The 24969-nt window shown below is 57.6% G+C and carries 25 protein-coding genes; 13 read left to right on the top strand and 12 right to left on the bottom strand.

The genetic code is table 11. From position 1 onward, the window contains the following. Positions 1-50: 50 nt before the first annotated feature. The 3 genes from dtd to HMPREF2849_RS01990 are packed head-to-tail and all read right to left on the bottom strand — an operon-like array spanning position 51 to position 2629. Entirely contained in the window at positions 51-485 is a 435-nt protein-coding gene (gene dtd, locus HMPREF2849_RS02000; RefSeq protein ID WP_070862531.1) for a D-aminoacyl-tRNA deacylase, read from the bottom strand. Further along, the gene (locus HMPREF2849_RS01995; RefSeq protein ID WP_016422646.1) at positions 486-2051 is read right to left on the bottom strand and encodes a DUF7782 domain-containing protein; all 1566 of its coding nucleotides are present in this window, start codon (positions 2049-2051) and stop codon (positions 486-488) included. Between the two features lie 38 nt (positions 2052-2089). Then, positions 2090-2629, bottom strand: a complete 540-nt coding sequence (locus tag HMPREF2849_RS01990) for a DUF3099 domain-containing protein (protein ID WP_016422647.1) — start codon at positions 2627-2629, stop codon at positions 2090-2092. A 174-nt stretch (positions 2630-2803) separates the two neighbouring features. Here HMPREF2849_RS01990 and HMPREF2849_RS01985 point away from each other — a divergent pair, with 174 nt between their 5' ends. The 4 genes from HMPREF2849_RS01985 (at position 2804) to HMPREF2849_RS01970 (ending at position 7164) form a co-directional block, all read left to right on the top strand. Continuing rightward, positions 2804-3052 carry a DUF3039 domain-containing protein gene (locus tag HMPREF2849_RS01985; protein ID WP_005509477.1) on the top strand — a complete coding sequence of 83 codons (249 nt, stop codon included), beginning with the start codon at positions 2804-2806 and terminating at the stop codon, positions 3050-3052. Then, positions 3049-4794, top strand: a complete 1746-nt coding sequence (locus HMPREF2849_RS01980) for a DEAD/DEAH box helicase (RefSeq protein WP_016422648.1) — start codon at positions 3049-3051, stop codon at positions 4792-4794. Before HMPREF2849_RS01985 ends, HMPREF2849_RS01980 begins: the two co-directional genes overlap by 4 nt. A gap of 39 nt (positions 4795-4833) precedes the next feature. Beyond that, positions 4834-5274, top strand: coding sequence for a hypothetical protein (locus tag HMPREF2849_RS01975; protein WP_016422649.1), 441 nt, complete (start codon positions 4834-4836; stop codon positions 5272-5274). 282 nt (positions 5275-5556) lie between these two features. Continuing rightward, on the top strand, positions 5557-7164 hold the full coding sequence (locus HMPREF2849_RS01970; RefSeq protein ID WP_070549534.1) for an SLC13 family permease: 1608 nt from the start codon (positions 5557-5559) through the stop codon (positions 7162-7164). A 318-nt stretch (positions 7165-7482) separates the two neighbouring features. On the opposite strand, the gene HMPREF2849_RS01965 is transcribed toward HMPREF2849_RS01970, so the two are convergent. Then, positions 7483-9021 carry an RNA polymerase sigma factor gene (locus tag HMPREF2849_RS01965; RefSeq protein WP_070862530.1) on the bottom strand — a complete coding sequence of 513 codons (1539 nt, stop codon included), beginning with the start codon at positions 9019-9021 and terminating at the stop codon, positions 7483-7485. Positions 9022-9416: 395 nt separating this feature from the next. Beyond that, entirely contained in the window at positions 9417-10172 is a 756-nt protein-coding gene (gene ppgK, locus HMPREF2849_RS01960; RefSeq protein ID WP_042388657.1) for a polyphosphate--glucose phosphotransferase, read from the bottom strand. A gap of 34 nt (positions 10173-10206) precedes the next feature. Here ppgK and HMPREF2849_RS01955 point away from each other — a divergent pair, with 34 nt between their 5' ends. Further along, positions 10207-11184 carry an inositol monophosphatase family protein gene (locus tag HMPREF2849_RS01955; protein WP_016422653.1) on the top strand — a complete coding sequence of 326 codons (978 nt, stop codon included), beginning with the start codon at positions 10207-10209 and terminating at the stop codon, positions 11182-11184. Positions 11185-11193: 9 nt separating this feature from the next. On the opposite strand, the gene HMPREF2849_RS10915 is transcribed toward HMPREF2849_RS01955, so the two are convergent. After that, a complete protein-coding gene (locus HMPREF2849_RS10915; RefSeq protein ID WP_160310020.1) occupies positions 11194-11802 on the bottom strand; it encodes a LytR C-terminal domain-containing protein in 609 nt (202 codons plus the stop codon). A 203-nt stretch (positions 11803-12005) separates the two neighbouring features. Here HMPREF2849_RS10915 and HMPREF2849_RS01945 point away from each other — a divergent pair, with 203 nt between their 5' ends. After that, complete coding sequence (locus tag HMPREF2849_RS01945; RefSeq protein ID WP_016422655.1) at positions 12006-12302, top strand: DUF4193 family protein; 297 nt, start codon at positions 12006-12008, stop codon at positions 12300-12302. 109 nt (positions 12303-12411) lie between these two features. Here HMPREF2849_RS01945 and HMPREF2849_RS01940 read toward each other — a convergent pair whose 3' ends face one another. Then, the gene (locus tag HMPREF2849_RS01940) at positions 12412-12888 is read right to left on the bottom strand and encodes a DUF3093 domain-containing protein (protein WP_070549532.1); all 477 of its coding nucleotides are present in this window, start codon (positions 12886-12888) and stop codon (positions 12412-12414) included. Between the two features lie 166 nt (positions 12889-13054). Here HMPREF2849_RS01940 and dut point away from each other — a divergent pair, with 166 nt between their 5' ends. The 3 genes from dut (at position 13055) to HMPREF2849_RS01925 (ending at position 15793) form a co-directional block, all read left to right on the top strand. After that, positions 13055-13507: a dUTP diphosphatase gene (dut, locus tag HMPREF2849_RS01935; RefSeq protein WP_070862529.1), complete on the top strand. Its 453-nt coding sequence runs from the start codon at positions 13055-13057 to the stop codon at positions 13505-13507. A gap of 106 nt (positions 13508-13613) precedes the next feature. Further along, the gene (locus HMPREF2849_RS01930; protein WP_070862528.1) at positions 13614-14393 is read left to right on the top strand and encodes a DUF3710 domain-containing protein; all 780 of its coding nucleotides are present in this window, start codon (positions 13614-13616) and stop codon (positions 14391-14393) included. Positions 14394-14527: 134 nt separating this feature from the next. Then, positions 14528-15793: a class I SAM-dependent RNA methyltransferase gene (locus tag HMPREF2849_RS01925; protein WP_070862527.1), complete on the top strand. Its 1266-nt coding sequence runs from the start codon at positions 14528-14530 to the stop codon at positions 15791-15793. Here the strand turns inward: HMPREF2849_RS01925 and HMPREF2849_RS01920 are convergent, their stop codons facing one another. Together HMPREF2849_RS01920 and HMPREF2849_RS01915 are read right to left on the bottom strand one after the other, a co-directional pair. Then, positions 15794-17095 (bottom strand): HRDC domain-containing protein, encoded by a 1302-nt coding sequence (locus HMPREF2849_RS01920; protein WP_049193026.1) that lies wholly within the window; start codon positions 17093-17095, stop codon positions 15794-15796. A gap of 40 nt (positions 17096-17135) precedes the next feature. Beyond that, positions 17136-17690, bottom strand: coding sequence for a DUF3000 domain-containing protein (locus tag HMPREF2849_RS01915; RefSeq protein ID WP_016422661.1), 555 nt, complete (start codon positions 17688-17690; stop codon positions 17136-17138). A gap of 170 nt (positions 17691-17860) precedes the next feature. On the opposite strand from HMPREF2849_RS01915, the gene hemE reads away from it, so the two are divergent. The 3 genes from hemE to hemQ all read left to right on the top strand — a co-directional run bounded on the left by hemE (position 17861) and on the right by hemQ (position 21337). Next, a complete protein-coding gene (gene hemE, locus HMPREF2849_RS01910; RefSeq protein ID WP_049173035.1) occupies positions 17861-18970 on the top strand; it encodes a uroporphyrinogen decarboxylase in 1110 nt (369 codons plus the stop codon). 105 nt (positions 18971-19075) lie between these two features. Continuing rightward, positions 19076-20554 carry a protoporphyrinogen oxidase gene (gene hemG, locus HMPREF2849_RS01905; protein WP_083327210.1) on the top strand — a complete coding sequence of 493 codons (1479 nt, stop codon included), beginning with the start codon at positions 19076-19078 and terminating at the stop codon, positions 20552-20554. A gap of 84 nt (positions 20555-20638) precedes the next feature. Continuing rightward, on the top strand, positions 20639-21337 hold the full coding sequence (gene hemQ / locus HMPREF2849_RS01900; RefSeq protein ID WP_070429449.1) for a hydrogen peroxide-dependent heme synthase: 699 nt from the start codon (positions 20639-20641) through the stop codon (positions 21335-21337). Between the two features lie 91 nt (positions 21338-21428). Here the strand turns inward: hemQ and msrB are convergent, their stop codons facing one another. The 3 genes from msrB to HMPREF2849_RS01885 form a co-directional block, all read right to left on the bottom strand. Continuing rightward, a complete protein-coding gene (gene msrB, locus HMPREF2849_RS01895) occupies positions 21429-21854 on the bottom strand; it encodes a peptide-methionine (R)-S-oxide reductase MsrB (RefSeq protein WP_048733231.1) in 426 nt (141 codons plus the stop codon). Continuing rightward, entirely contained in the window at positions 21847-23103 is a 1257-nt protein-coding gene (locus HMPREF2849_RS01890) for a glycosyltransferase family 87 protein (protein WP_222865028.1), read from the bottom strand. Before HMPREF2849_RS01890 ends, msrB begins: the two co-directional genes overlap by 8 nt. 143 nt (positions 23104-23246) lie before the next feature. Next, the gene (locus HMPREF2849_RS01885) at positions 23247-24059 is read right to left on the bottom strand and encodes a dihydrofolate reductase family protein (protein ID WP_049193029.1); all 813 of its coding nucleotides are present in this window, start codon (positions 24057-24059) and stop codon (positions 23247-23249) included. A gap of 103 nt (positions 24060-24162) precedes the next feature. On the opposite strand from HMPREF2849_RS01885, the gene HMPREF2849_RS01880 reads away from it, so the two are divergent. After that, a complete protein-coding gene (locus HMPREF2849_RS01880; protein ID WP_070438323.1) occupies positions 24163-24660 on the top strand; it encodes a ferritin in 498 nt (165 codons plus the stop codon). Positions 24661-24969 lie beyond the last annotated feature (309 nt).

The raw sequence follows: 24969 nt of genomic DNA, 5'->3' as shown, positions 1-24969 counted from the left end.
AATAGGGTAATTTTGCCATGCAAATATAATGTTAAGAAAAACTGCCGCGACTAGCATTCTACGAGAACTGTAAAGGGTCCAGCATTGACGGATGCGACCTCCATCATCGCTCCAAATTGTCCCGTTTCGACCGTCAAGCCACGATTGCGCAAGTTCTCGACAATTTTTTCTATGACGGGTCCGGCCTCTGGGCCCGGAGCCGCGTCTACCCACGACGGCCGCCGTCCCTTCTTTGTCGCCCCCATCAACGTGAATTGGCTAACAACGAGCACCGGGGCGCCAGCGTCGACAGCGCTGAGCTCGCCATCCAGAATGCGCAGCTCCGCAATCTTGCGGGCCATCGTTTCCCAAGCATCGGCAGCGTCCTCGCGGCCAACACCTACGAGCGCCAAAATGGCGCCGGTATCGCCTCCGTCAACGTGGCCAACAACGGAGCCGTCGACAGTGACTGACGCGGATTTAACTCGGGTGAGAACGGCTTTCATTTACTGTTTATCCTCCAAGAGCTCGGCGGGGAGAATCAGACCATGGCGAACCAAGTCAACGACGATGGGAACTAGGGCGTCCTTGATTGCAGGGACTTCGGACTCATCAAAGGCTCCAAACATTGCCATGATGTCGATGACGGAGCCCAGGGCAGCTTCGGGATGCAGTGCACCCAGGATGGTTGCGACGGACTCATCGATTGAGTGTGTCCAGGCGGGGCCGTCGGTGCGTGAGATGCGCGTATCGAACTCAGTGAAGCCCTGGCCGCTGTCGACGTCGGCAAGCGAAACGCGTTCTAAGGCGACGCCGGGTCGCACAGTAAAGGCAGCTTCGAGGATGGTGTTAGCAGTTTGTGCGCGAAGCCATTCGGCGCGGCCGAGATACTCCTGGGCTTCGGCGCCGAAGGGAGCGGCCAAAGGCTGCGGCATTTCTTCGCACACGGCGGAAGTCGGGCCGGCAATGCGTTGGACTGTGATGTAGCCGAACCCGATGCCTGTCACGCCGCTGTTGCGGAAGTGCTCCAGCCAGGCACGGGAGCGCTCGCAGCCTTCTGGGCTGCGGGGGTCGATGGACTCGTCTCGAAGCCAGGTGCCGATGTATTCCGCCGGCGTGGCGACATCTCGTTGTGTTACCCACACTTCGAGGCCTTCAGCAGGGAGCCAAGAGGCGATGCGCTGTTGCCAACTTTCGCCTTCGATATGGGCCCAAGCACCGAGCAGATGCGCCGTGCCGCCGTCGGTGAGATGGTCGGCCAGACCGCGGATCATAAGTTCGGTGGCACCGTCCAGATTCAATCCTGAGTCACGGTAAACATGTTCCACACTTGGCAGCCCTACGACGAACGGCGGGTTCGCCACAATGCGGTCAAACTTCTTGCCTGCAACCGGTTCAAACCACGAACCTTCGACGGCCTGCGCCTGGTCGAAGCCATTTGCGGCGAAAGTAGCGCGGGCAAAAAACAGCGCCCGGGGGTGAATGTCCGTCGCGACAATCGACTTTGCATCCGGCTGGGCAAGACTCTGGACGCCACAACCGGCACCGAGGTCGAGTACGGATTCCACCGCCGAGGTCGGCGAAATATCGAGGAGGGAGCGGGAAGCCCGCCCTACGCCCAAGACATGATCGGGTCCAGGAACGTGATCGCTCATAGAGGCATCGCGGTCGGAAAAGACAATACGGTCGACTCCCGCAATCTCGACCGGGCGCACATCGATACACACCTGTGCGTTGGTGGCGGTGCCGGCAAGTATGCCGCTGCCCAGTAACTTGGCTGTCAGCTCAGCCCCAAATAGCTGCTGTGCGTCGGCGAAATCGCCCAGGATGAAAAGACGCAACGCGGTCACAGTGTCCGCAGAAACGCCCTCAGTTTCGGTAAGTAGAACATCGACAACGCCGGGCTCACCGCGGTCCAGCGCGGCCAGTCCCTCGGCGCCTAGGACTCGACGCAGTGACTCACTGGAAAACTCAAGGCGCCTGAGCGCGGTGGCAAATTCCTCCGCACAGTCGACAAAATCACGAAGCTGCTGATCAGTCGGTGGGGTGAAGGTGGAGGGGGAAAAGGTCATCGTAGGCACTACCTTCGTCGTAAAGCGGGGCGGAGGGGCTAGTTAGGGGAGCTTGACGACGAATCGTCGTCTTCCGGCATATCGATGACATTTGCGTCATCGAAGGGATTTGAGGTGGTCTCGTTACCGGACTGCGTCGGTGCGTCGGTGTCTTCGGTACTGGCGGCAGAACCGAGCGCGCGCATCTCTGCTTCCTTGAGGGCGCGCTGGCGTTGCTGCTCCTCCCATTTGCGGTTTTGCTCGCGTACAACTCCAGGCTTGTAGACGCGCGGCTTACGCTTGTCAGCGGGTTCTCCAACGCCATTGGCGATGACAACCGCGATCCACGGCATGGGTACGGAGACGACCATGAGAATCGCTGCAATCCACGGCACATCCCACCACAGATAAAAAGCGCCGGAAAGAAGCAGCAGCGGAATGCGAGACCATTGCAGAGCCGCGTAGACGTGGCGGCGGTGGTCATAGTTGCGAATCCGAGAGCCGCGGGCGTCGGTAATCAACGCCGCGTCTTTCTTGCGTCGCCGGGAACTTCCGCGTTTCGGCAGCGCGGAGTCGCGACGGTCATTGATTCGCGCCATGGTTGTCTAGCATACGCCTGTGGCGTGGGGTCGTCTCAACTAGCTATGTCCGTTGCAGCCGCATGCTCGCGTAGTCGTAGCGATGTTGTGGATGGCTGTGGAAGGCAGCAGTCAGCAGCGGCCAGCACCTGGGTCACTGGGCATAATTTGACCGATGGGGCACAATTGGAATCTGTGAGCACTCCATTGAAGACGACAAAGACGATTGAACGCACCGATACCCGCGTCGATGAGTCGACGAGGGACGATACCCCGAAGTTCTTCCATTACGTCAAGAAGGACCAGATCGTGAACTCCGCGGTCAACGGCTCCTACGTCGTTGCTCTGTGCGGTGAAACCTTCCCTGTGAAGAAGTCAGCGAAGCCGGGTTCACCGGTATGCCCTGACTGCGAGCGGATTTACAAATCCCTGCGTCGCAAGTGAGCGGGCTTCGTAAATGGCAGCAGGAGGCTCTCGACAAATACCTGGCGACTAACCCCAAGGACTTCCTTGCAGTGGCGACACCGGGCGCAGGTAAGACGACCTTCGCCCTGCGTATCGCCAGTGAGTTGCTGTCGCGCCGGATTGTCGAGCGCATCATCGTCGTAGTTCCCACTGAACACCTGAAAGTGCAGTGGGCTGCTTCTGCTGCTCGTTCGGGGATTGCGTTGGATCCCAAATTCTCTAACGCCAAGGGTGTGGTAAACCCCTCCTACCAGGGAATTGTTGTGACCTACGCCCAAGTCGCAGTGCATCCGTTTAAGCACCATGCCGTAGCCACCGCTCGGCCGACATTGGTGATTCTGGACGAGGTGCACCACGGCGGCGATGCCAAGAGCTGGGGCGACGGTATTTCCGAAGCTTACGGCGATGTCGAACGCCGCCTGTGCCTAACTGGTACGCCGTTCCGCTCCGATGACGCGGCGATTCCGTTTGTTCGCTACTCGCCGGACGGCGATGGTTACTCGCGTTCCGTCGCCGATTACACGTACGGCTATTCCAATGCGCTTGCCGACGGCGTCGTGCGCCCAGTGGTCTTTTTGGCTTATTCCGGTGAAGCTCGCTGGCGTGATAGCGCGGGTGATGAGTTCGCTGCGCGACTGGGCACCGTGATGAGCCCAGAGGAGACCACGCGTGCTTGGCGCACCGCGCTTGACCCAAAGGGCGAGTGGATGCCATCTGTGCTGCGGGCAGCGCACACCCGGCTCTCGCAGATGAGGCAGCATATCCCGGACGCGGGTGGCCTAGTTATCGCCTCCGATGCGGCAACTGCCCGTGCGTACAAACGCATTCTCGAGCAGATTGCCTCTACGCCGGTGGCGTTAGTGCTCTCGGATGAACCGGGCTCGTCGGAACGAATCAAGACTTTCTCCGAGTCCACCGATGAGTGGATGGTAGCCGTGCGCATGGTCTCCGAAGGCGTGGACGTGCCGAGGCTGGCGGTCGGCGTGTACGCGACCAGTTCCTCGACTCCACTATTCTTCGCGCAGGCTATCGGACGATTCGTGCGAAGCCGCATGCCGGGGGAGACTGCTTCCGTCTTCTTGCCGTCGATTCCGGTGCTGCTCGACTTGGCCTCGCAGATGGAGGTGCAGCGCAACCACGTGCTCGGCAAGCCGGATCGGCCTTCGGAAGGCTGGGAAGATGACTTGGTCGCTGAGGCCAATCGTCGCAAGGATGAGCCCGACGAATTGCTGCCGGCCTACGAATCCATTGGCGCGGATGCTGAACTCGACTACCTCATCTACGACGGCTCCTCCTACGGCACCGCAACCGTTGCCGGTTCCGCCGAAGAGGCCGATTACCTGGGTTTGCCAGGGCTTCTCGACGCCGATCAGATGCGACTCTTGCTGCGTCAGCGGCAGGATGAACAGCTTAAAGCCGCCAGTGCCCGAGAGAAGGAAGCCCGCGAGGAGGCGAGGGAATCGTCGTCAAGCGGGGGCGAAGGGGGCGCGGTGCACCGGATTGAAGGATCGGCGTACCCAAGGCCGCAGAAGGTGGCTAGTGAGGTGTTGCCGAAGTTGCGGAAGGAGCTCAATACGTTGGTGTCGATGACAGCGGCGCGAACCGGTAAGCCACATGGTCAAGTGCATAACGAGGTTCGGCGCGCCTGTGGTGGTCCGCCGACTGCGCTATGTACGGAGGAACAGTTGCGTGATCGCATCAGCTACCTGCGTAATTGGTAGGGTTTCAAACGAACTGAGCAATCTATGGTGGAGAGAAGAATGTCGGCAAGCAGTGATAAGTCGAGGCCGTCGGAATTGACCGGCGGTGGTTTGTCGGCTGTACCAGGCAATGACGGTCGGACTATTGGCGTGCTGGCACTGATCTTTGGCGTCGGCGGACTCTTGATGTCCTGGATGATTGTTGGTGGCATCCTCGGGGTCTTTGGCATTGTTCTGGGCATTATCGCGATGGCGAAGGCAATGAGTGCTAAGAAGCGCGTGCAGGCAGCTGGGGGAGACGCGGTCATCAGCGGTTCGTTCGGATTGGGCGTGGTCGGCATTGTGACGGGTATTGCAGCCGCCGTGGTGTCGCTGATGCTGTATTCGTCGACATCAGATGCGATGTCGAAGTGCGAGAAGTTCGAGCGCACCTCTGGAGAGTATGCCGAGTGCATCTCTAAGCAGATGGGTACTGATCAGCCAAAGAAGCAATCGGAGTGAGTTCGGAAGCGACATCAATGGCGGTCTTACTTTGTGCCCGGAGTTTTCGGTCAACGCCAGATACGCAATCAGGAAATGAGCTAACCCCGTAATCCACCCCCGAAGCCCAACTGCCTGCAGTTTCGGCCGGGGGTTTCTTAGTGAAATCTCATATTTGGCCGAGTGTTGGTAATGATATTGGTGTCAGAAAGTACCCACATTTGGCATCCCCTACATGCGGTAAACGTTTGAACATGCGTGCAATACAGGATGTCTGCTGATTATTAAATAGGAGCGTGAATCGTGGCAGCGACATCTACGCGCGACAACTCCCCGGAACTGTCACCTGGCCAACAAGACCGTGGATACCTCAGCCGAGAGCTTTTCCGTAAGCGCACCGGTCTAGGACTCGGTATCATCCTGGCCCTGCTCGTGTACTTCTTTATGCCGGCTGAGCTCGATCACAACCTGCGTGCAACCGCAGGTGTAGCAGTGCTTATGGCCGTGTGGTGGATGTCCGAGGCTATCCCGATTGCCGTTACGGCTCTGCTGCCGCTGGCTCTATTCCCGATTCTCAACCTCGCGGAGATTAAGGATTTCTCGGGCAAGTACACAGACCCGACCATCTTCCTCTTTATGGGCGGCTTCCTGTTGGCGCTGGCGATGCAGCGTTGGAACCTCCACAAGCGCGTCGCATTGTGGGTTCTGGTGCTCATGGGGTCGTCACCAAAGATGCTGATTCTCGGCTTCATGGTGGCTACTGGCTTCCTGTCGATGTGGGTCTCCAACACGGCCACGGCCGTGATGATGCTGCCAATCGGTGTGTCCGTCCTGAGCCTCATTGTCCGAATGCTGCACGATGAAAAGGTTCCTGCAGAGGATACGGGCTCTGCGAGTGAATCCGTCGCTGAAACCCCCGGTGGGGATGCGCTGGAGGAGGCCGAGGAGTCGTCGTCAAGCTATGACCCGATGCCAAAGTCAAACTTCGGTATCGCGCTGATGCTGGGTATCGCTTACGCGGCATCGATTGGCTCGCTGGGCACGATTATTGGTACTCCGCCGAACGCGATGCTGGCGGCCTACATGGCGGAGCAGGGTGTCAACATTGGGTTCGGCCAGTGGATGCTGCTGGGTGTCCCGGTGGCGGTTGTGCTCATGCTCTGTGCATGGTTTTTGCTGACAAATGTTCTGTTTAAGCCGGAGATTACGCATATTCCAGGTGGGCGCGAACTCATGCGTGACGAGTTGAAGCGCCTTGGCCGTATGTCGACTGGAGAGCGCCGAGTGCTCCTGGTGTTTATCGCGGCGGCACTGGCGTGGGTCTTTGTTCCGGTGCTGCTGCCCGACACCAAGATTGCCGATGCGGTTATCGCAATGACCGTGGGTATTGCGTTGTTCCTTATTCCGGGTGGCCCTAATGGCGTGAAGCTCATGCGCTGGGAAAATGCGTTGGAGCTGCCGTGGGGTGTGCTGCTGCTGTTCGGTGGTGGCCTGGCGCTGTCCTCACAGTTCGGTGCCTCTGGGCTGTCGGACTGGATTGGCGAGCAGCTGTCTACTCTCGGCTGGATGCCAGTGGCTGCACTCGTGGTTGTCGTCGGCGCCGTTGTGCTGTTCCTGACCGAGTTCACCTCTAACACCGCGACGGCCGCGACCTTCCTGCCGCTGGTTGGTGCGATGGCAATCGGTCTGGGCCACGACCAGATGATCTTCGCAGTTCCAGTTGCACTGGCAGCTACTTCGGCATTCATGATGCCGGTTGCAACACCGCCGAACGCCATCGCCTACGGCTCCGGCTACGTCAGCATGGACAACATGGTCAAGGCCGGTGTCTGGCTGAACGTCGTCGCACTGATCGTGATTTCTGTGGCATCGCTGACGCTCCTGCAGTGGGTATTCGGCGTCGTGTACTAGCTGGGTAGGTAGTAGCCCGTAGTGGATGGTGGGGCAGTGCGCTGAACCGCCACCGGGCTTCTCCGCCTAGCGTTGCTTAGATGCCCGTTCGCCCCGTTCCACTTTGGTGGTTCGGGGCTTTTGGCTGCAAATGTGAAACTGCGTGAGTTTATGACACTTTCAGGCCATTTTTCAGGTCATTTTTGACATAAACGCAGTCAGTAACTCACTAGCGCTGACACCAAAAGAAAAACCGGGCCCGAATAAGGTGTGAAACCTCATTCAAGCCCGATTCTCTGGGGCTAGCTGTTAGCCCCTGAACAACTTCAGGTTAAAGCTTTACTCCAAGTAGTCGCGCAGAACCTGCGAACGCGATGGGTGACGCAGCTTGGACATCGTCTTGGACTCGATCTGACGGATGCGCTCGCGTGTCACACCGTAGACCTGGCCAATCTCGTCAAGCGTACGCGGCATGCCGTCGGTAAGGCCGAAGCGCAGGCGGACGACACCGGCTTCACGTTCGGAGAGAGTCTCCAGAACGTCGCCAAGCTGGTCCTGGAGGAGCGTGAAGCTGACGGCGTCCACAGCGATGACTGCCTCTGAGTCCTCAATGAAGTCACCGAGCTGGGAGTCGCCCTCGTCACCGATGGTCTGGTCCAGCGAAATGGGTTCACGAGCGTACTGCTGAATCTCGAGAACCTTTTCCTCGGTGATGTCCATCTCCTTAGCGAGCTCTTCCGGAGTGGGCTCGCGGCCCAAATCCTGGAGCAACTCGCGCTGGATACGGCCGAGCTTATTAATGACCTCAACCATGTGAACCGGAATACGAATGGTTCGAGCCTGGTCGGCCATTGCACGAGTAATTGCCTGGCGAATCCACCAGGTTGCGTACGTGGAGAACTTGTAGCCCTTGGTGTAGTCGAACTTCTCGACGGCGCGAATCAGGCCGAGGTTGCCCTCCTGAATCAAGTCGAGGAAAGCCATGCCACGGCCGGTGTAGCGCTTTGCCAGGGACACCACAAGACGGAGGTTGGCTTCGAGCAGGTGATTCTTGGCGCGCTGACCGTCACGAGAAATCTCGCGCAAGTCGCGCTTCTGAGCGTAAGCGATGCGCTCGCCGGCTTCCTTGGCCTCGTCAATCTTGTACTGCGCGTACAGACCGGCCTCGATGCGCTTTGCCAGACTGACTTCTTCCTCGGCAGTCAGCAGCGCGACCTTACCAATCTGCTTGAGGTAGGCGCGGACAGAGTCGGCGGAGGCGGTGAGGGCAGCATCTTTGCGGGCCTGACGCAGACGAGCGGACTCGTCCTCGTTCCAGACCTCGTCGCCCTCGTCCTCTTCATCCTCGTCTTCGTCTTCGTCCTCGTCGTCCTCTTCTTCATCATCGTCGAGGTCGTCGTCTTCGAGGTCGTCATCATCCAGATCGTCGTGAAGATCATCGTCTTCGAGATCATCATCCAGATCCGGGTCGTAGTCCTGCTCCTGCTCCAAGTCGTGGTCGAGTTCCTCGTCCTCGAGCTCTTCGTTCTCAGTTGCGTCGAGAGCCTGCGCGTCCTTCGCCTTCGCTGCAGCAGCCTTGGCCGCGGTGGCCTTCGCAGCCGTTGTCCGCTTAGTTGCCTTCTTGGCGGCGGCCTTACGCGTGGTCTTCTTAGCGACGGACTTCTTGGCCGCTGCCTTCTTAGCGGTCGTCTTCTTCGCCGCAGTTTTGGTAGCAGCCGTCTTTTTGGCAGCAGTTTTCTTCGCGGCAGTCTTCTTTGCCACGGTCTTCTTCACTGCCTTCTTGATGGCCTTCTTTACAGCCTTCTTTGCAGGAGTAGCTGAACCGGTGCCACTCCCGGTGGATTGGTCCTGAGCTTGCCCCAGTTCGTTGCCTGCCACGAACGCCCTTTCACGATGTACGTTGTGTGCGCCGCCAAAGCCGCCGCCAGCTTCTCTCGGTCGAAGAGAAGCTCAACGCGCCAGTGGTGCGCCTTTACTTCGTCTATAGCCAACTAGCCGAATGGAAAACATTCAGAGCTGACCTTTTCGTGCCACGGTCATCAGTGTTGCTTTCTGGCTCCTAGCGAAGAAGTAATCGGTGAAAATCCTCATCGAAGCAGTGCGCTGGAATTCGATTTTCCCAATCCTCCTCGAGCCTGTTGATTATTCAACCTTGCCGTGAGTCAACTTCTTATTGTAAACCAATTCTTAAAATCGCCGCCACGGGGCATGGCTTCAAGCACGTGTCACGCCCGACACGTAGCTACCAATCCCCATATAAGAAATGAAAGTGGTTAAGGGTAAAGTCCCTGGTCAGCTGCAAAGGCGGCGCCAGCAATACCCGCATTATTATCCAAACTTGCGGGGACAACTGGAGTCTTACATGTCAACAGCGGAATCCACTTTTCGTGTTCGCGACTGATTCCGCCGCCGACGATGATCCGTGACGGCCAAAACAGCGCCTCGTAGGTCTTAAGCACCTTGCTCACGCGCTCAGCCCACTCTTCGAAGCCGAGCCCCTCCACATCCTTAACTCTCGCGGATGCAAAGTGTTCGGCCTCCATGCCATCAATGATGAGGTGGCCTAACTCCGAATTGGGGTAGAGCAGTCCGTCATGAATAAGCGCGGAGCCGATGCCTGTACCAAAAGTTAGCAACAACACGGCGCCTGTCTTATTGCCCGGATCGCCAAACTGGACTTCAGCGAGGCCGGCAGCGTCAGCGTCGTTAAGCACGTGCGCCTTGTTGTTGGGCAGGTATTTAGCGAAGAGCTCTTGGCAGTTCGTATTAACCCAAGAACCGTCAATATTGGCGGCCAGCAAGGCAATCTGATTCTGTACGACGGACGGAATCGTGATGCCGACATCGGAATCCCACTTCGCAATGTCCACAATTTCTGCAATGGTCTCCGCAACCGCTTCCGGAGTTGCCGGCTGTGGCGTGAAAATTTTAATGCGGTCGCCAATAAGCTGCCCAGTTTCAAGGTCTACGCGGCCACCCTTGATTCCAGAGCCTCCCACGTCGATGCCAAATCCAATTCGTTGTCCCATAGCTCAAATTGTACGAAACAGACACAATGGGGGCATGAGCAATAACTCGCATGGCACCGAACAACTCGCTAACAGCGCGGATAATAGGGGGTCTGCTGCACCGAATAGCCCCGGGTCCGTGCGGCCCAGCGTCGGGGAATTGCGTGACCGCGCGGTACTTATCGCCCGCGCAGCCGCGGCGCACATCGCCAGTCGTCGGGTCGAACTCGGCTCCGATGGCGTTTTAGCAAGTTCCGAAACGAAGTCCTCAGCTGTTGACCCCGTCACCGTCGTCGACCGTGAATCTGAGGAGCTCATTCGTTCGCTTATCAAGACGTTTAGCAGCTCTGACCGCATTTTGGGCGAAGAAGGCGGGCTTGACGACGGCGCGAGTTCCCCAGCGCAGGCTGCCAACGAGGGCGAAGCGGTGACCTGGATTGTAGACCCCATTGATGGCACGGTGAATTTCCTTTACGGCCTGCCCAATTGTGCCGTGAGTATCGCTTGCGCCGTAGGCGATGAGGTAGTGGCGGGTGCAGTGGCAAATGCGTCCTCGGGAGAGATTTACAGTGCAGCTAAGGGAGAGGGCGCTCAGGTTTCTCGACGGGACGGCACTGTGCAGACGCTTAGTTGTTCCCCAACGGCCGAGCTGGAAAAGACACTTGTGGCAACGGGATTCAGCTATTCCGCTAGTCTCCGGCAGGTGCAGGGCCGGATAGCGTCGCAGTTGCTGGGGGAGTGTCGAGATATTCGGCGCATGGGATCGGCGGCGCTGGATTTGTGCATGGTGGCGCACGGCCGTGTTGATGCGTATTACGAACACGACATCAAGGTTTGGGATTATGCAGCTGGTGCTCTGATTGCGGCTGAAGCAGGCGCAAGGATTAGGGTCCCGGAATTCACTCAGTGTGCCAACGTTACTGGCCGGCCGGAGGGAGACCCGCTCGACTTTGGTGTCGGTGCGGCGAACTCTGAAGTTGCCGATGCGTTCTTCGAGGCATTGGATGGTGCTATCGCGAAGGCTAGGAATTAGTGCGTCGGTCTAGGAGCAGGTGCTCGAGCCTAACGAGCTCAAACCCTCTAGGTCGGCTTGTTCGCCACGGTTCAATGCGGACATCGTTTCCTCAACCTGGCTGGCTACTTCGAGATCCTTAAACCCCTTACCCAACGACACATCGACGGTTGCATCCGGCCGACCATCGTGGATGAGCTCAAAGCAGGGGAAAAGAGCGTGAAGCGCCGCGGCGTGGCCATTGAAGTCCTCGCCATAACGCAGCTGGCCGAAGCAACCGAGGTCTTGGTTTTCCACAATAGGGTCGTTGCCGTAGGGAACCTGCTCATCGAGGACAAAATCGAGCTGCCGCAATTGCTCGGCGACGGTTGTAGCCTGGCCGACTTTGCCGTTGGCATTATAAACGCGCACATGAACATCCGACGGTGGAACGACGTGCTCTCCGATTAGCGTGGTGGAGGAAACAGGGGCCCCAGCCGCGGGGAGGGAACAGGACACCGGATAACTTGCCGGTTGGCTGCGGAATGCCAATACCCACAACGTAGCGGCAATCACTACAGCAACGACGGAAACCACCACGTAGGGAACAATTTTTCGTCGATGTGATGTGCTCGAAGTGCTCGCGGGGCCTGAACTCATAGCCATCATGTTATCCTCTCCTCGGCTTATGGGCATAGAAACCTATTCTGACCTGCAGAGATGACAGATTGCGTGAATTGCCTTAATATCCGCTGAGAAAGGCGCTGGAGAGTACAGGGTGTCAATCGTCTCAACGCGTTGTATTCTCCGAGAAAAAGTCAGTTCACAATGTCTAGCAAAGGTCCAGAAAGAAGGTTTGGGACATGGCTGTAAACTACGATGCCCCGCGTACTCGTGAAACCGAAGAGCTGGAGACCGATTCCCTCGAGGGCCTTCAGGCTGCATCTGCTGAGAAGGAAATCGACGACACTGACGACGGCGAAATTGTTGAGCCGTTCGAGTTGCCGGTTGCCGACATCGCGGGTGAAGAATTCGATATGGATGTTGCCCCGAAGGGGGAGGATGAATTCACCTGTGGCTCCTGCTTCATGGTGATGCACCGCTCAATGATCGCAATCGATAACGGCGATGGATTCCCCATCTGTCAGGACTGTGCCTAATCCCCGCACAGCCGGGATAGCTTCCTAGGAAAAAGGAAAACCGCCACTACCACGGTTCTGGCGGCGCTGGGGCCGTCGGCAAGCGTGTAGCGGCGGTGAGAGATTTGACCTAGCGGTCGAAGAGACTGTCAAGCAGTGCCTCGGGGTGGCGGGTGGAGACCAGCCAATAGGGGGTGGGGTCGTCCGGATCGTCGAGGACTAGCAGCACCATCGTGGGAATCCACGTGTGTGTAACCAGGAACGCTGCTGGATCGAGCTGACGGCCCAACGCATTGCGCTGCGCGGACTTCGGGACCACCAGGGATTTGGCAACAACCGATGCTGGCAAAACTGCCGTGCCAGCGTGAAGCCAGCGTTCACCAGTGCTGTCCACTTCCACGGACACCGTGGTCTTCGACATAGTCAACAGCACCCACACGCCCACGGCCAGACAAATAATGCCGCCGATGACAAGCCAAAACGGTGAACGGTTAAAGCCAATCTGGGCCGTGCATACAAAAACGGCAGCAGCGCCGAGTACCCAGAACCACCAGGGAACCCAGAGCTTTTCGGAATAGACAATCGATGAATCTCCGCTCGAGCTCATTGCTATTGCCGCACCTTCAGAGACGGATGCTGAGCTGTCGTCGCGACGAGGCTGCAGGTTATCTTTTCCACTCACGGTTATCCATTCTAGGGCACGGCTATGCTCGGTACTGACAAGGCCGAAGTGCGGTTCTTAAAAGACGCGACAGCGAAGGATATACAAAGAGATGACTTATGCCCCGGTGCAAGTGAAAAAGCTCGCTAAAGACGCTGTGATTCCCCAGCGTGCGCATGCCGATGATGCCGGTGTGGATTTGAGCTCAGTGGAGGATGTCATCCTAGCACCAGGGCAGCGGGCGCTCGTGGGAACCGGTATTGCCATTGCTTTGCCGGCGGGCACAGTGGGATTGGTTCATCCTCGCTCCGGATTGGCATTCAAAAAGGGGCTGTCCATCGTCAACGCTCCCGGCACGATTGATGCCGGTTACCGTGGTGAGCTTAAAGTCTGCCTGATCAACTTGGACCCGACTAATGCGGTGGAGATCGCCAAGGGCGATCGAATTGCCCAGTTGGTTGTGCAGAAGGTCGAGCTCAGCCCGCTGGTGGAAGTCGATGAGCTCGATGAAACTGAACGCGGCGCGGGCGGTCACGGGTCAACCGGAGTGTCCACGACGCTTTAAAACGCCTCTGACAGCGCGGGGACCCTACCAAGTGTGGTTCAATGCGTGAAGAGCTCAATAAAGCGTTTACAAAGATTTCTTTTTAGCGAGGTGTCAATAAACCACCATGTGGCCATTTGGAAAGAAGAACCAGCCAGAAGAACCAGCTGCTGAGGAAGAGGCCGTTACCACCGACTCTGCGGCGCCAGCTTCTGAGGAGGCTACCGCAACCGTGCATGACGACGCGTCGGAAACCGCCGCGGAGAACGCACCAGCAAACGGCCCCTTCGATATCAACAGCGCTAGCCCGACGCAGTTTGATTTTTCGGACTTCGCGAAGGCCAGCCTGAACCTCGGTTCGATGCTGCTGCCTATTCCTCACGTTGGTGATATTCAGGTGGAGATGGGGCCGACAGGTCCAACCATGCTGCACGTCGCCACTGAGCATGGCCGCGTAACTCCTGTAGCATTCGCTGCTCCGACGTCGGGCGGCCTCTGGGAGGAGTCCGCTCAGGAAATCAAGGACGGTCTTGAGTCCGATGGCCTCGATGTCCACGTCGAGCAGGGGCCGTGGGGTTCTGAGGTCGTAGGTCGCACCTCCGATATGGAAATGCGAATCATCGGCGCCGACGGCCCGCGTTGGATGCTTCGCATGACGGCTTCCGGTCCGGCTGATCGGGCGGAGGAACTCGCAGATCTCGCCCGCGGTCTCCTTGCCCGTAGCTTCGTCTCTCGCGGTGAAAACCCGATGCCAGCAGGTCAGCCGCTTCCGGTTACGCTGCCGTCCCAGATGGCCGAGCAGATTCGTCAGGCATACCAGCAGCAGACCCAGGCTGCCCAAGCTGAAGGTGAACCTGGGCAGGTGCCAGGCGCTACTGGTATCAACCCGGATGGTTCCACCAATTAGTTTGGTTAACCTGCCAGCAGAGAGAAGCTAACTGCTTGACCAGGTAGAAGAGGATCTGCAGGCGCCACTGTGCACTGCCCGCCGCCGTCACCCGACGGCGGCTTTTCTCTTGTCAGCGGGTAGTATCACACTGCGTGAACATCGAAGTGACTATTGACCGTCCCGCTGCCGGCGGAGAATTCATTGCCAGCTATGACGGACGTATCGGTTTCGTCACCGGCGGTATCCCCGGCGAACGCGTTCTTGTCGAAATTACCAATCCTGATGCCAAGCTGTGGCGCGGCAATGTCGTTGAGGTTTTGGATCCCTCAGAGCATCGAATTTCGCAGCGTTGCGAAGCAGCTCAGCAGGGCGCGGGCTGTTGCGACTGGGGTTTTATTGATCCTGAGCACGCGGCGCGTCTCAAGGCTGATGTCTTGACCGATTGCCTGCGTCGTCTTGGACGTTTCACCGCCGACGAGCTGCCAGCTATCGATGTTCTTCCACTGGCTCCGACCTCCCGTTGGCGCACGCGCGTGCGGCTGGGTGTGGATTCCCAGGGACGAGCGGGATTACGTCGTTCCCGTTCCCACGAGCTCGTCATCGGCTCCGAGTGCGTCCAAACAGTTCCCAATCTCATCGCTGGCTTTTCGACGGCCGGAACCATCCCTGTTGCTAAGCCTGCTCGCGGTCGAGGGAGCAAGAAGCCGAAGCCAGGAGAACTCCATGTGGCCATGGACACGGAGGGTAACCGAAGTGCTGTGTACGTTTCCGGCAGCGGCAGGAACCGCAAGCAAACGTTGATTGAAGGCGAGCCAACTACACAGCACACCGTTCACGGAATTACTTTCGATGTGCCGACGACCGGTTTTTGGCAAGCCCATTGCCATGCCCCTGAGTTCTATGGATCGCGCATCATCGACCTGTTGGTTGGTCAGTCTTTCTCCTGCGGTTGGGATCTTTACGGTGGCGCAGGCGTTCTGTCGGCGGCACTGCGCAAGCTAGTTGACGCAGAGGGTTCAATTCTCTCTGTCGAGGGTTTTGCCGCGGCCGCGACGGCGGGGCGCAAGGCTTTCACTGCAGCTGACCACAGTGGAAATGCGTCGCCTGCGGCACCAGTCCGGTACGTAACCGGGGATGTCACCAAGGTAGTGCGCCGCGAAGTTGCTAATGCGGAAACACCAAACCCGGATATCGTCGTTCTCGACCCTCCGCGCTCCGGTGCTGGTAAGGATGCCATTGCCGCTATTGCAGAAGCCAAGCCACGCACGGTCGTACATTTCGGTTGCGATCCGGCGACTTTTGCCCGCGATGCCCGGTACTGGGCTGACTACGGCTACGCGTTCAAACACCTCGAGGTCGTGGACGCATTTGGTCTAACGCATCACTTTGAAACCATCGCGGTGCTGGAGCAGCTGTAGTTAGAGTGGCTGCCGCATGGGCGCAAGAACGTTGGCGCCGATCACGTCGGCAAGCAAATGTGCCTGCCATGGGCGGAAACCCTGTTCGCTGAGGTGAGCGGAGATTTCGGTAACGGCTGGCAGGCCGCCAGCGTAGTTGTCGTGGTGGCGGAAAACGAATGAGCCGACTGCGCGGCTGTGAATCCACCACACCAGTTCACGTGTCTGCGCGGAAGTGATGAGTGTATCTTTGCGCAGATGTATTTGGGCACAGACGTTGTCGATGCAGTCTCGCGTGGTTTCGAAAATCTCGGCGGCTTGTGGGGCATGTTCAGCCCAACGCCGAAAGTGGGGCATCTGGTTGGGAGCCTGCTTCTGGGGCTTCGGCCATGACGACCTGGGTTCCTGACGGGCTTCATTAACGACCTTCAACCAAGCGTCCGCAGCACCGCGACGGCGACGTGGAAATCCACGGATTGCAGTCAGTTCACGCTGCGTACCGGGGAGTTGTTCTGCGATTGTACGTAGAACGCTGTGACCCATGACGTGTGTTGGGGAGACATCACGGCGCTGCGCGATTTCGTCACGCTCAGTCCACAGTGCACGGGCGACGTGAAGTTGTTCGGGAGTGCGCAGCTTCCCAATCCCTTTGAGCCCCTGCCACGAGTGTCCGACGTGCAGACCATCGAGGTATTTACGGTTTAGAGCGAGTTCGCGTTCGCATTCCTGTTCCAGCCATTCCAAACGGTCGAGCTCAGTCAGCGCCTGACAAAGAACCTCGGCGAGTTCGATGAGCAGCTCGACATCCAAGGCTGCGTAGTCCAGCCAATCTGCTGGCAGTGGACGAGTAGACCAATCCTCTCGACCGTGCCCCTTGGCAAGTCCAACTCCGAGGAGTCGCTCTGTCAGAGCTGCTAAGTTGACTCGCTCCAGGCCGAGAAGGCGGCCGGCCAGCTCAGTGTCAATGACTTTGGTGGGGTAGAGACCCAGAGCTGCGAGGCAGGGAAGGTCAGAATGAGCGGCGTGAATAATCCAGGTCAGGTCGTTGACTGAGGAACCGAAAACGGCCATCGCCTTGCGACCATCTTCGGGATCGATGAGAAAGGTGCCCGCTCCACGGCGGCGAAATTGAAGCAAGAAGGCGCGGTCGTCGTAGCGATATGCCGAAGCTCGTTCAGTATCGACTGCGAGCCAACCGTGTCCTTTGGCCAGCTGCTCACCGGCGTCAATAATGTCGTCGATGGCAGAAAGCACGCGTGGAGTTCCCTCGGCTGGGGCAAGTCTTACTTCTACGTCGGGACTAGTTTCCACGTCGGAGCTCATCGCACGCCTCTTCGGTCGTCGGTATCAGCAGTCGCCGGTATCAGCCCAGCAGGGAAACGCCGACGGGTGGCAGACCAGCGACGTTCGCTAGTACCTGAGCGAAGGATTCAACGTGGGTGCGCAGGTCGGTGCCACGAGCAGTCCACGATGCGCGCATTTCTAATTGAAAGGCCTGTGGCTTGCCGCCGATCTCGCCATAGCGGACAGAGTTCGTAGTAGTCACCGTGCCACCCAAGTTCGACAGTTCGGCGTTGTTCTCAGCCAGAGCCTCGGTGAGCCATTGCCAGGCAACCTGGGGAAGCAGCGGATCTTCCGCGAGGGAGGCGTCCATATCCGCCTGGATGTATGCAACCAAGCGCATGTCACCGTCCCAGGTTTCCTCACTGCGGGGGTCATGGAGCAAAATTAAACGACCAAAGGCATCGTCGTCCGAGGACTCGGGGACGATATCAGCTTCGGGCTGCGTGACCTCAAGCGAGACAGCGTGGCTAAACGGTGCCAGCTTCTGCGGTGGCCGAACGGTGCCCAGAGCAATCTCAGGTCGCAGTTCAGCAGAGTGCATTGACTGGACCGCGGCGCGGAAGTTCTGTGGCATTGAATCGGTTCCATTCACGCGCCTGAACTTAGCCATATGACGCTTGCGTTAGTGGGAGGCGCGCCGAAAAGAGAGGGAAGCGACCAAGCGGTTCGTTGAAAACGCACCGTAGGGCGAGCGATTTCCCTGTTTTTAGTACCCCACACATCAATTTCTAAGGTAAGTGGGGCATGATTGTCCGTATGAACAATCGTCGCACTTTGACTGATGCCCCGATTCTTGATGCAGCTTACGGTCGAACTCCGTCGCGCCGCCCGGTGTGGTTTATGCGGCAAGCTGGTCGTTCACTGCCTGAGTACCGTGAGGTGCGCAAGGACATCGGTATGTTGGACTCTTGCTTCCGCCCGGAACTGCTCGCTGAGATTACTATGCAGCCGGTACGTAGGCACGACGTTGATGCTGCGATTCTTTTTTCCGATATCGTCGTGCCGCTGAAGGCTGCGGGTGTCAACCTGGATATTGTTCCTGGCCGCGGTCCAGTAATGGATACTCCGGTGCGCTCGGAAGCAGACATCAAGGCTCTACCGGAAGTCACGGAAGAGCAACTCGCTCCGGTGGCCGAGGGTATCGGCCTCATTCTGCAAGAGCTGAATGATACCCAGGCACTCATTGGTTTCGCCGGTGCACCGTTCACCTTGGCGTCGTACCTGATTGAAGGCGGTCCATCCCGCAATCACGAGCGCACTAAGGCGCTGATGCACTCGGACCCTGAATTGTGGGATCACCTGATGCAGAAAATCACTCCGATGGTGATTGCTTTCCTGCGCGCGCAGATTGGCGCTGGTGTGGACGCTATTCAGCTCTTCGACTCCTGGGCTGGCTATCTCACCGAGCGTGATTACCGCCGCTTTGTGTTGCCGTACTCGAAGGAAATCTTCCAGGCTGTCGCCGACGCCGGCATTCCGCGCATCCACTTCGGTGTGGGCACCGGCGAGCTTCTCGGTGCGATGGCTGAAGCCGGCCCAGAAGTCATGGGCGTCGACTGGCGCGTGCCACTGGACGTTGCTGCCAACCGCATTCGTGCCACGCTTTCCGACGTTCACCGAGGCGCAGACCCGGCGGAAAACAGCCTTGCATTGCAGGGCAACCTTGACCCGGCGATTCTCTTTGCCGGTGAAGATGCAATGACCCAAGAGATTCAGCGCATCTGCTCTGAGGCGGACCGTGCAATTAAGCGTGGTGACGCCCGTGGACATATCTTCAACTTGGGTCACGGGGTGCTACCGAATACCGATGCCGACGCGATTACGCGCGCCGTTGAGATCATTCACGCAACGTAAAAGCCGACGCAACAGGCGTGTAAAACACGCACTAGCTAATTTCCTACAAGTCTTATCGACCGTGCCCGCTCGAGGCGCGGGCATAGAGAAAGCGTACGAAATACCGTGGTTGCACAACCTTCTACCATTGCCGTCATAGGTGGCGGTATCTCCGGCCTGAGCGCAGCGTATGAGTTGCGTAAAAAGCTCGGACCCGCCGCAAGAATAATTGTCATCGAGTCCAGTGCACAGGTCGGCGGCAAGCTGAAGACTCGACCAGGAGCTAACGGCCCTCTTGAGGCGGGCGCTGAGGCGTACCTGGCGTTCCGTCACGATGCCACCGATTTTTTCAAGGAACTCGGGTTGGCAGATCAGCTAGTCGCCCCTTCGGGGCTGCCTTCCAAGCTCTACATTGGCGGTGAACTCAAGGACCTTCCGCGTAACACGGTCACCGGTATTCCAGGAAGTTCAGAAGGGTTGGGCTACCTCCTCAGCGAGGCCACCCTCGCCAAGATTGATGCCGAGTCGAACCCCGAGCTCACTCCAGCCTTGCACTGGGTACTGGGTGACGACATGAATGTCGGCCAGCTGGTCGCGGCGCGGCTCGGTGAGGAAGTCGTTGACCGCATCGTCTCCCCGCTGCTCGGGGGCGTCTACTCAACCACCGCATACGATCTGGGTCTGCGTGCGACCATCCCACAGCTGGCGGCAGCGCTTGATGAAATGGCTAGTGTCGGTGACCATGTCAGCCTCACCGGCGCTGTCCAGCGCGTTCTGGAAGCACGTAAGGAGGCGCAGCAGGCGCGTCTGAGTAGTGAGGCTGCGACAGATTCGACGAAGACGAAGCGACCGGTGGTCTTCCAAACGTTCCGCGATGGCTTCGAGGTTCTCTACAACACGCTTGTCGACGAATCGGGAGCCGAACTCCTCTTGTCGACGAAGGCTACTGGTCTGCGCCAGCATGACAACGGCTTTGAGGTGACAGTGGAACTGCCGTCGGAAAGCGGCACGAGCATTAGCACTATCGACGTCGACGGTGTTGTCGTGACGGCACCTTCTGCAACCACATCGGAGCTGTTGAGCAATCTTGCGCCAGAGGCGGCCGAGCTCATTGGTGGGGTAGACACGTCGAACTCGGCGGTGGTCGGTATGTGTTTCGACTCGTCGGAAGGACTGCCGGAGATCAACGGCGTGTTGTGCGAGATTGGTGCTGACCTGTCCGCGAAAGCTTTTACAGTGTCGTCCCGGAAGTGGCCACATATTGGTGAGCGCTACGGTGCCGTTGTGAGGGCAAGCTTCGGCCGTTTTGATGATGACTCGCACGTGCATCGTAGCGACGAGGACCTCATCGCCAGGGCAAAAGCAGATTTGGCTAAGGCGACTGGCTTTGATGCCGAACCGACAGCGGTTTTCGTCCAGCGTTGGTGGGCGGGGATTCCACGCTTCGATATGGGGCATGGAGGCCTGATGGATTTTGCTCGCCAGGATTTGGCCGAGGTGCCTAAGCTTGCAGCAACAGGGGCGTGGCTCAGTGGCCCGGGCATTCCGGAATGTATTTCCAACGCCAAGGCTGCGGCCAGCAAGATCGCTGCGGAGCTGGGATAAAGCTGCGAGATTGGTGCTGAGTACGCAACTGGCGCTGACCCATCGTTTTTAAACAAACCTTTCAACCGAACTAGGAGACAACTAATGACCAAGCTCGATTTCAAGAAGCTCAACGACACCATCCGCTACACCATGTGGTCTGCCTTCAAGGTGACCCCAGGTGCACTCGGTGATAACCGCGAAGAGGCAGTGGCTAAGACCAAGGAATTCCTGGCTCGTTACGAAGACACCGATCTGATCATCCGTGGTTTCTACGACGTTTCGGCCATGCGTGCTGAAGCTGACTTCATGTTCTGGATCCACGCAGAGAAGCTAGAAGACCTGCAGGCGTTCTACAACGCCTTCCTGCGCGAGACTCCGCTGGGCCAGGCATCCACTCCGCACTGGTCGAACGCTGCGCTGCACCGTCCAGCTGAGTTCAACAAGTCGCACCTGCCGTCGTTCATCATGGGTGAAGAGCCGGGACGATGGATTGCAGTTTACCCGTTCGTCCGTTCCTACGACTGGTACCTGCTGGAGCCGACCGAGCGTCGACGTATCCTTGCTGAACACGGTATGGCCGGTCGTGACTACCCGGATGTGCGCGCCAATACTGTCCCGGCGTTCGCACTCGGTGACTACGAGTGGATCCTTGCATTCGAGGGGCCGGAACTCGACCGCATTGTGGACTTGATGTGGAAGATGCGTTACACCGAGGCTCGTCTGCACGTCCGCGAAGAGATTCCGTTCCACACGGGCCGTCGCGTCGATGACATCGCAGAGATCATCAACGTTCTGCCGTAGCTCACGCAATCAACGAGAGAATCAGCAGCGCCGCTGGTCAAGCCCCGCTAACTGACGGGATTTTGACCAGCGGCGCTGCTTCTCTATCTAGTTATTCAGCCGTCTTGTCCGGTTCCAGCGTGAGTGAAATTGAATTGATGCAATAACGCAGGTCGGTCGGAGTATTGTATCCCTCACCCTCAAAGACGTGGCCGAGGTGAGACTTGCAACGACTGCACAGCACTTCGGTACGGACCATACCGAGGCTGGTGTCTCGGCGCTCAATAATCCGGTCTCCAGCTAGTGGAGAGAAGAAGGATGGCCAACCGCAGTGAGAGTCGAACTTCTCGTTCGACCGAAACAGCTCGTAACCACAGGCCCGGCAGCGGTAGACACCTTGAGTCTTGGTATCGGTGTACTCACCGGTGAAGGCGCGTTCAGTACCTGCCTGACGCAAAACCTGGTACTCCGCGGCACTGAGGCGTTCGCGCCATTCTTCTTCGCTCAGATTCCAGTCTTCGCTATGCGAATCAACCATTCTGAATAGCCTCCTCAGACTTGAGATCAGATTCCTGATTAGACTTCCTGCCTGCTATCTTCCAGTCGCTCAGCCAGCTGAAGCCGGATGCAAAGCTACGCCCATTGACGGCATCCACAATCGTCATTCGAATGAGTGCTGCCGTGATGGAGAGAATAAGAACGGCCCATCCAATACCGCCGATTGCAACCGTGAACCACGGGAAAAAGAGGTCATCTTCATCAATCCACCAATTGGCGTAGAAGAAACAGAGTACGACTCCGAGTCCTGCGCCCCAATTCAACATGACTGTCGAACCAATATTTCCTTCATTGTCGCGAGCCAAAACCAATGGGCGAAGCACGGTGAGAACCATTGGCAAGAGCGTCATCGAGTAGTACTGCTGGCCCAGGCTGGAAAGGAAGAACGCGCCGGTGAAGAGAACTCCGGAAGTCGTAGCAATCCAGAATTTCTCATCCCTTTCGAGCCAGCGAAGAAGGAGCACGACGGATACCAAGACGAAAATGCCGAAAAAGATCTGCCACAGCAAAATCAGGGTCGGATGGGCACCTAGCCAAACAAGCTGTCCAGTCAGTGAAGCATTTGCAAAGTCACGGACAACTCCCAGGTAGGGGACGGTGATATCTAGGTAGTCACGTGGTTGGACCATGAGCGGCCACGCAATGACATTGGCTGCAATTACCACTCCGATACTGGTCAGTACCGTAGAGAACTGCCTGCGCATGAACGGTAGGAACAGCATTGGCAAGAAAACAGGTTTAATGGTGATTGCGATACCGATGATCAGGCCGGCCAGGATATTGCGCCGCTCGGTCAGAGCAATAAAAAACAGCACTAATGCAAGGAAGAGTGAACCGTTGACGTTCGTAAAATCAAGGGTGTTGGTAACGGGTTCCGTGAGGTAGAGCAGTGCTATCGACGCTGGAATGATGGGGCCAGAGCGCGCAATACCAAGCCACCTCAGCAGCAATACAATTGCCGCAATGATTGCAGCTGACTGAAACACCGCAAACCAGATTCGGCCCGATTCAAGCGAGCCGAACAAATCAATCGGGGCTAAAAGTAGGGTAGCGCCTGGGGAATACAGATAGTGCGGATCGGCTGTTACGTAGTCTTCCGAATAAACGGGTACCTGCGATACGAATCGATTAATTGCCGACCAGACGGTCGTAAAGTCATCTGTGCCAGAAACGTCTTTCGGCAAAACCCAGGTGCGGTGAAAAATCACCACAGCTGCGATAGGCCACAAGAAAGCGCTGAGTCCTCGCGACACGTGCCGAGACAGAGGGCGTGGAGCCACCGAATTTGTCTCTGGCGTGTCCTTGGACGTTTGCGTTAATGCCGTTGCGCTTGCGCTCACGTCGATTTTTGGTTTACTCACAATACTCCACCCTACTGGGTGAAGCTGCGGGAATAGCGTAGGAAGATGTGTGAGTCGGAACGTAGGATATCCCGCACTTCAAAAGCCTGCGGGTTCGTCGAGTTCGAGTCCTCATCAGGGTCGTTCTCGCCGAAAGTCAGGGGGCCGTTACCCACCCACATCGGCGACAATGTCAGGAACAGTTCGTCGACGCACCCCTTTTTGAATGCTTCTCGATACATCGTCGATCCACCCTCTACGACAATGTCCCGATACCCATGTTCAGCCAGCCACGTTAACGCCGCTTTTACCGAGGGGTTAGGGAACTTAACGACGCGAGCCCCGGCCGACTCCATCTTTTTAGCTTTGTTCTTGTGAGCGGCTCTTGCCTCTTCATCATTAAAAGCATCTTTAGTCGGGGTGAAGATTATCGGAGGATTGACTTCTGCATTCGCGAAAAAGTCAGATTTTATATCTAAATCCAACGAGCGCGAAAGTGTGGACATCGCCACGTGCTCGGAGCGACCTAGCTTCTGTCGAACGGCCTCTAGGTACTCCGGTATCTCAACTGGCCCGTACCCCTCGGACGCAATGGTGCCTGTACCAACGAAAACGACGTCGGCAAGCGCGCGAAGCGTGTTGAAAACCGTGGCATCGGTGTCGTTGCCAAGCTGGCCAGAGGTGCCTTCGACGGCGCCGCGTCCGTCCAAGCTGGTGACGGCGATGGCCGTGACGGTGGAGGTGTTGTGAGACACCGCCGCTGTATCATGTGTCGTTTGCGCAGGTCGAGAAAGAAACTGCAGAATTTCGTCGGTCGATGGGCTTACGGAGGTGAGTGTAGCCATACCGCCGAGGTTAAGCCGACGATTGCAGAATAGGCAAGGCCTGGCTTATAAGGGAAGTATTATAATCGTTGTCATTTATAAGGATTGGACTTATAGTAGGGGCATGCGACTAACAGATACTCTTGAGAAGGCATTCAACGACCAGATCACTATGGAGCTCACCGCTTCCCACGTCTACCGCCAGCTGGCAATCGAACTGGACCTGCTGGATTTCTCCGGCATGGCAGAGTGGATGCGTGCACAGGCGGATGAGGAAGTTGATCACGCGAACCAGTTCATCGCACACCTCGATGCTCGCGACAACCACCCGCAGATTGGTGCTGTCGACGCACCGGAGGTGAAGGTCACTTCCGCAATCGATGCATTCCGCATTGCTCTCGAGCATGAAGAGAAGGTTTCGGCATCTATCCGTAACCTCCGCAAGCTTGCTGATAGCGAGGGTGATCTCGACTCCCGCCCGCTGCTGGACAGCTTCGTGGTTGAGCAGATTGAGGAAGAGGACACCGTGCGTGGCATCATCGGTCGCCTGGAGATTGTTGGCGACAACGGTGCTGGCCTGCTGCGTATCGACCGGGAGCTTGGCGCTCGCGACGCAGCTTAATATCGAGCTCGGTTCACAGTTTCGATAGAAATGACCGCCCCAGGCACTTATCCCTGGGGCGGTCATTTCTATTCAGCTGGAGTATCAATTGATGGGCTTGGCGTCCAGGCAAACCGAGATTTGTGGAGCGGTTCTGGGTTGACCATCCATAGCCTTTAGACGAGCGAGCTGCTCAGCAGAGCTCGCCGAATTGGGAAACCTGCCAGCCGAGACGCCTGCCGGACAACATTTTTCCTGCTTAACCCAGGGGAGCGGTAGGACTCAATGAAACTGGTGGGTTAAGTAAAGAAAAGTGTGTCCGCATGCCAC

Source organism: Corynebacterium sp. HMSC073B01 (assembly GCF_001838255.1).
In the GTDB taxonomy this organism is placed as follows: Bacteria; Actinomycetota; Actinomycetes; order Mycobacteriales; family Mycobacteriaceae; genus Corynebacterium; species Corynebacterium jeikeium_D.
Note: the sequence above shows the minus strand (reverse complement) of the source record. Positions and strands in the feature narration are given on the sequence as shown.

What these genes read in the sequence shown, in the direction of transcription:
- dtd (WP_070862531.1), bottom strand. Translation starts at nt 485, where the DNA reads ATGAAAGCCGTTCTCACCCGAGTTAAATCCGCGTCAGTCACTGTCGAC.
- HMPREF2849_RS01995 (WP_016422646.1), bottom strand. Translation starts at nt 2,051, where the DNA reads ATGACCTTTTCCCCCTCCACCTTCACCCCACCGACTGATCAGCAGCTT.
- HMPREF2849_RS01990 (WP_016422647.1), bottom strand. Translation starts at nt 2,629, where the DNA reads ATGGCGCGAATCAATGACCGTCGCGACTCCGCGCTGCCGAAACGCGGA.
- HMPREF2849_RS01975 (WP_016422649.1), top strand. Translation starts at nt 4,834, where the DNA reads ATGTCGGCAAGCAGTGATAAGTCGAGGCCGTCGGAATTGACCGGCGGT.
- ppgK (WP_042388657.1), bottom strand. Translation starts at nt 10,172, where the DNA reads ATGGGACAACGAATTGGATTTGGCATCGACGTGGGAGGCTCTGGAATC.
- HMPREF2849_RS01955 (WP_016422653.1), top strand. Translation starts at nt 10,207, where the DNA reads ATGAGCAATAACTCGCATGGCACCGAACAACTCGCTAACAGCGCGGAT.
- HMPREF2849_RS10915 (WP_160310020.1), bottom strand. Translation starts at nt 11,802, where the DNA reads ATGAGTTCAGGCCCCGCGAGCACTTCGAGCACATCACATCGACGAAAA.
- HMPREF2849_RS01945 (WP_016422655.1), top strand. Translation starts at nt 12,006, where the DNA reads ATGGCTGTAAACTACGATGCCCCGCGTACTCGTGAAACCGAAGAGCTG.
- HMPREF2849_RS01940 (WP_070549532.1), bottom strand. Translation starts at nt 12,888, where the DNA reads ATGAGCTCGAGCGGAGATTCATCGATTGTCTATTCCGAAAAGCTCTGG.
- dut (WP_070862529.1), top strand. Translation starts at nt 13,055, where the DNA reads ATGACTTATGCCCCGGTGCAAGTGAAAAAGCTCGCTAAAGACGCTGTG.
- HMPREF2849_RS01930 (WP_070862528.1), top strand. Translation starts at nt 13,614, where the DNA reads ATGTGGCCATTTGGAAAGAAGAACCAGCCAGAAGAACCAGCTGCTGAG.
- HMPREF2849_RS01920 (WP_049193026.1), bottom strand. Translation starts at nt 17,095, where the DNA reads ATGAGCTCCGACGTGGAAACTAGTCCCGACGTAGAAGTAAGACTTGCC.
- HMPREF2849_RS01915 (WP_016422661.1), bottom strand. Translation starts at nt 17,690, where the DNA reads ATGCCACAGAACTTCCGCGCCGCGGTCCAGTCAATGCACTCTGCTGAA.
- hemE (WP_049173035.1), top strand. Translation starts at nt 17,861, where the DNA reads ATGATTGTCCGTATGAACAATCGTCGCACTTTGACTGATGCCCCGATT.
- hemQ (WP_070429449.1), top strand. Translation starts at nt 20,639, where the DNA reads ATGACCAAGCTCGATTTCAAGAAGCTCAACGACACCATCCGCTACACC.
- msrB (WP_048733231.1), bottom strand. Translation starts at nt 21,854, where the DNA reads ATGGTTGATTCGCATAGCGAAGACTGGAATCTGAGCGAAGAAGAATGG.
- HMPREF2849_RS01885 (WP_049193029.1), bottom strand. Translation starts at nt 24,059, where the DNA reads ATGGCTACACTCACCTCCGTAAGCCCATCGACCGACGAAATTCTGCAG.
- HMPREF2849_RS01880 (WP_070438323.1), top strand. Translation starts at nt 24,163, where the DNA reads ATGCGACTAACAGATACTCTTGAGAAGGCATTCAACGACCAGATCACT.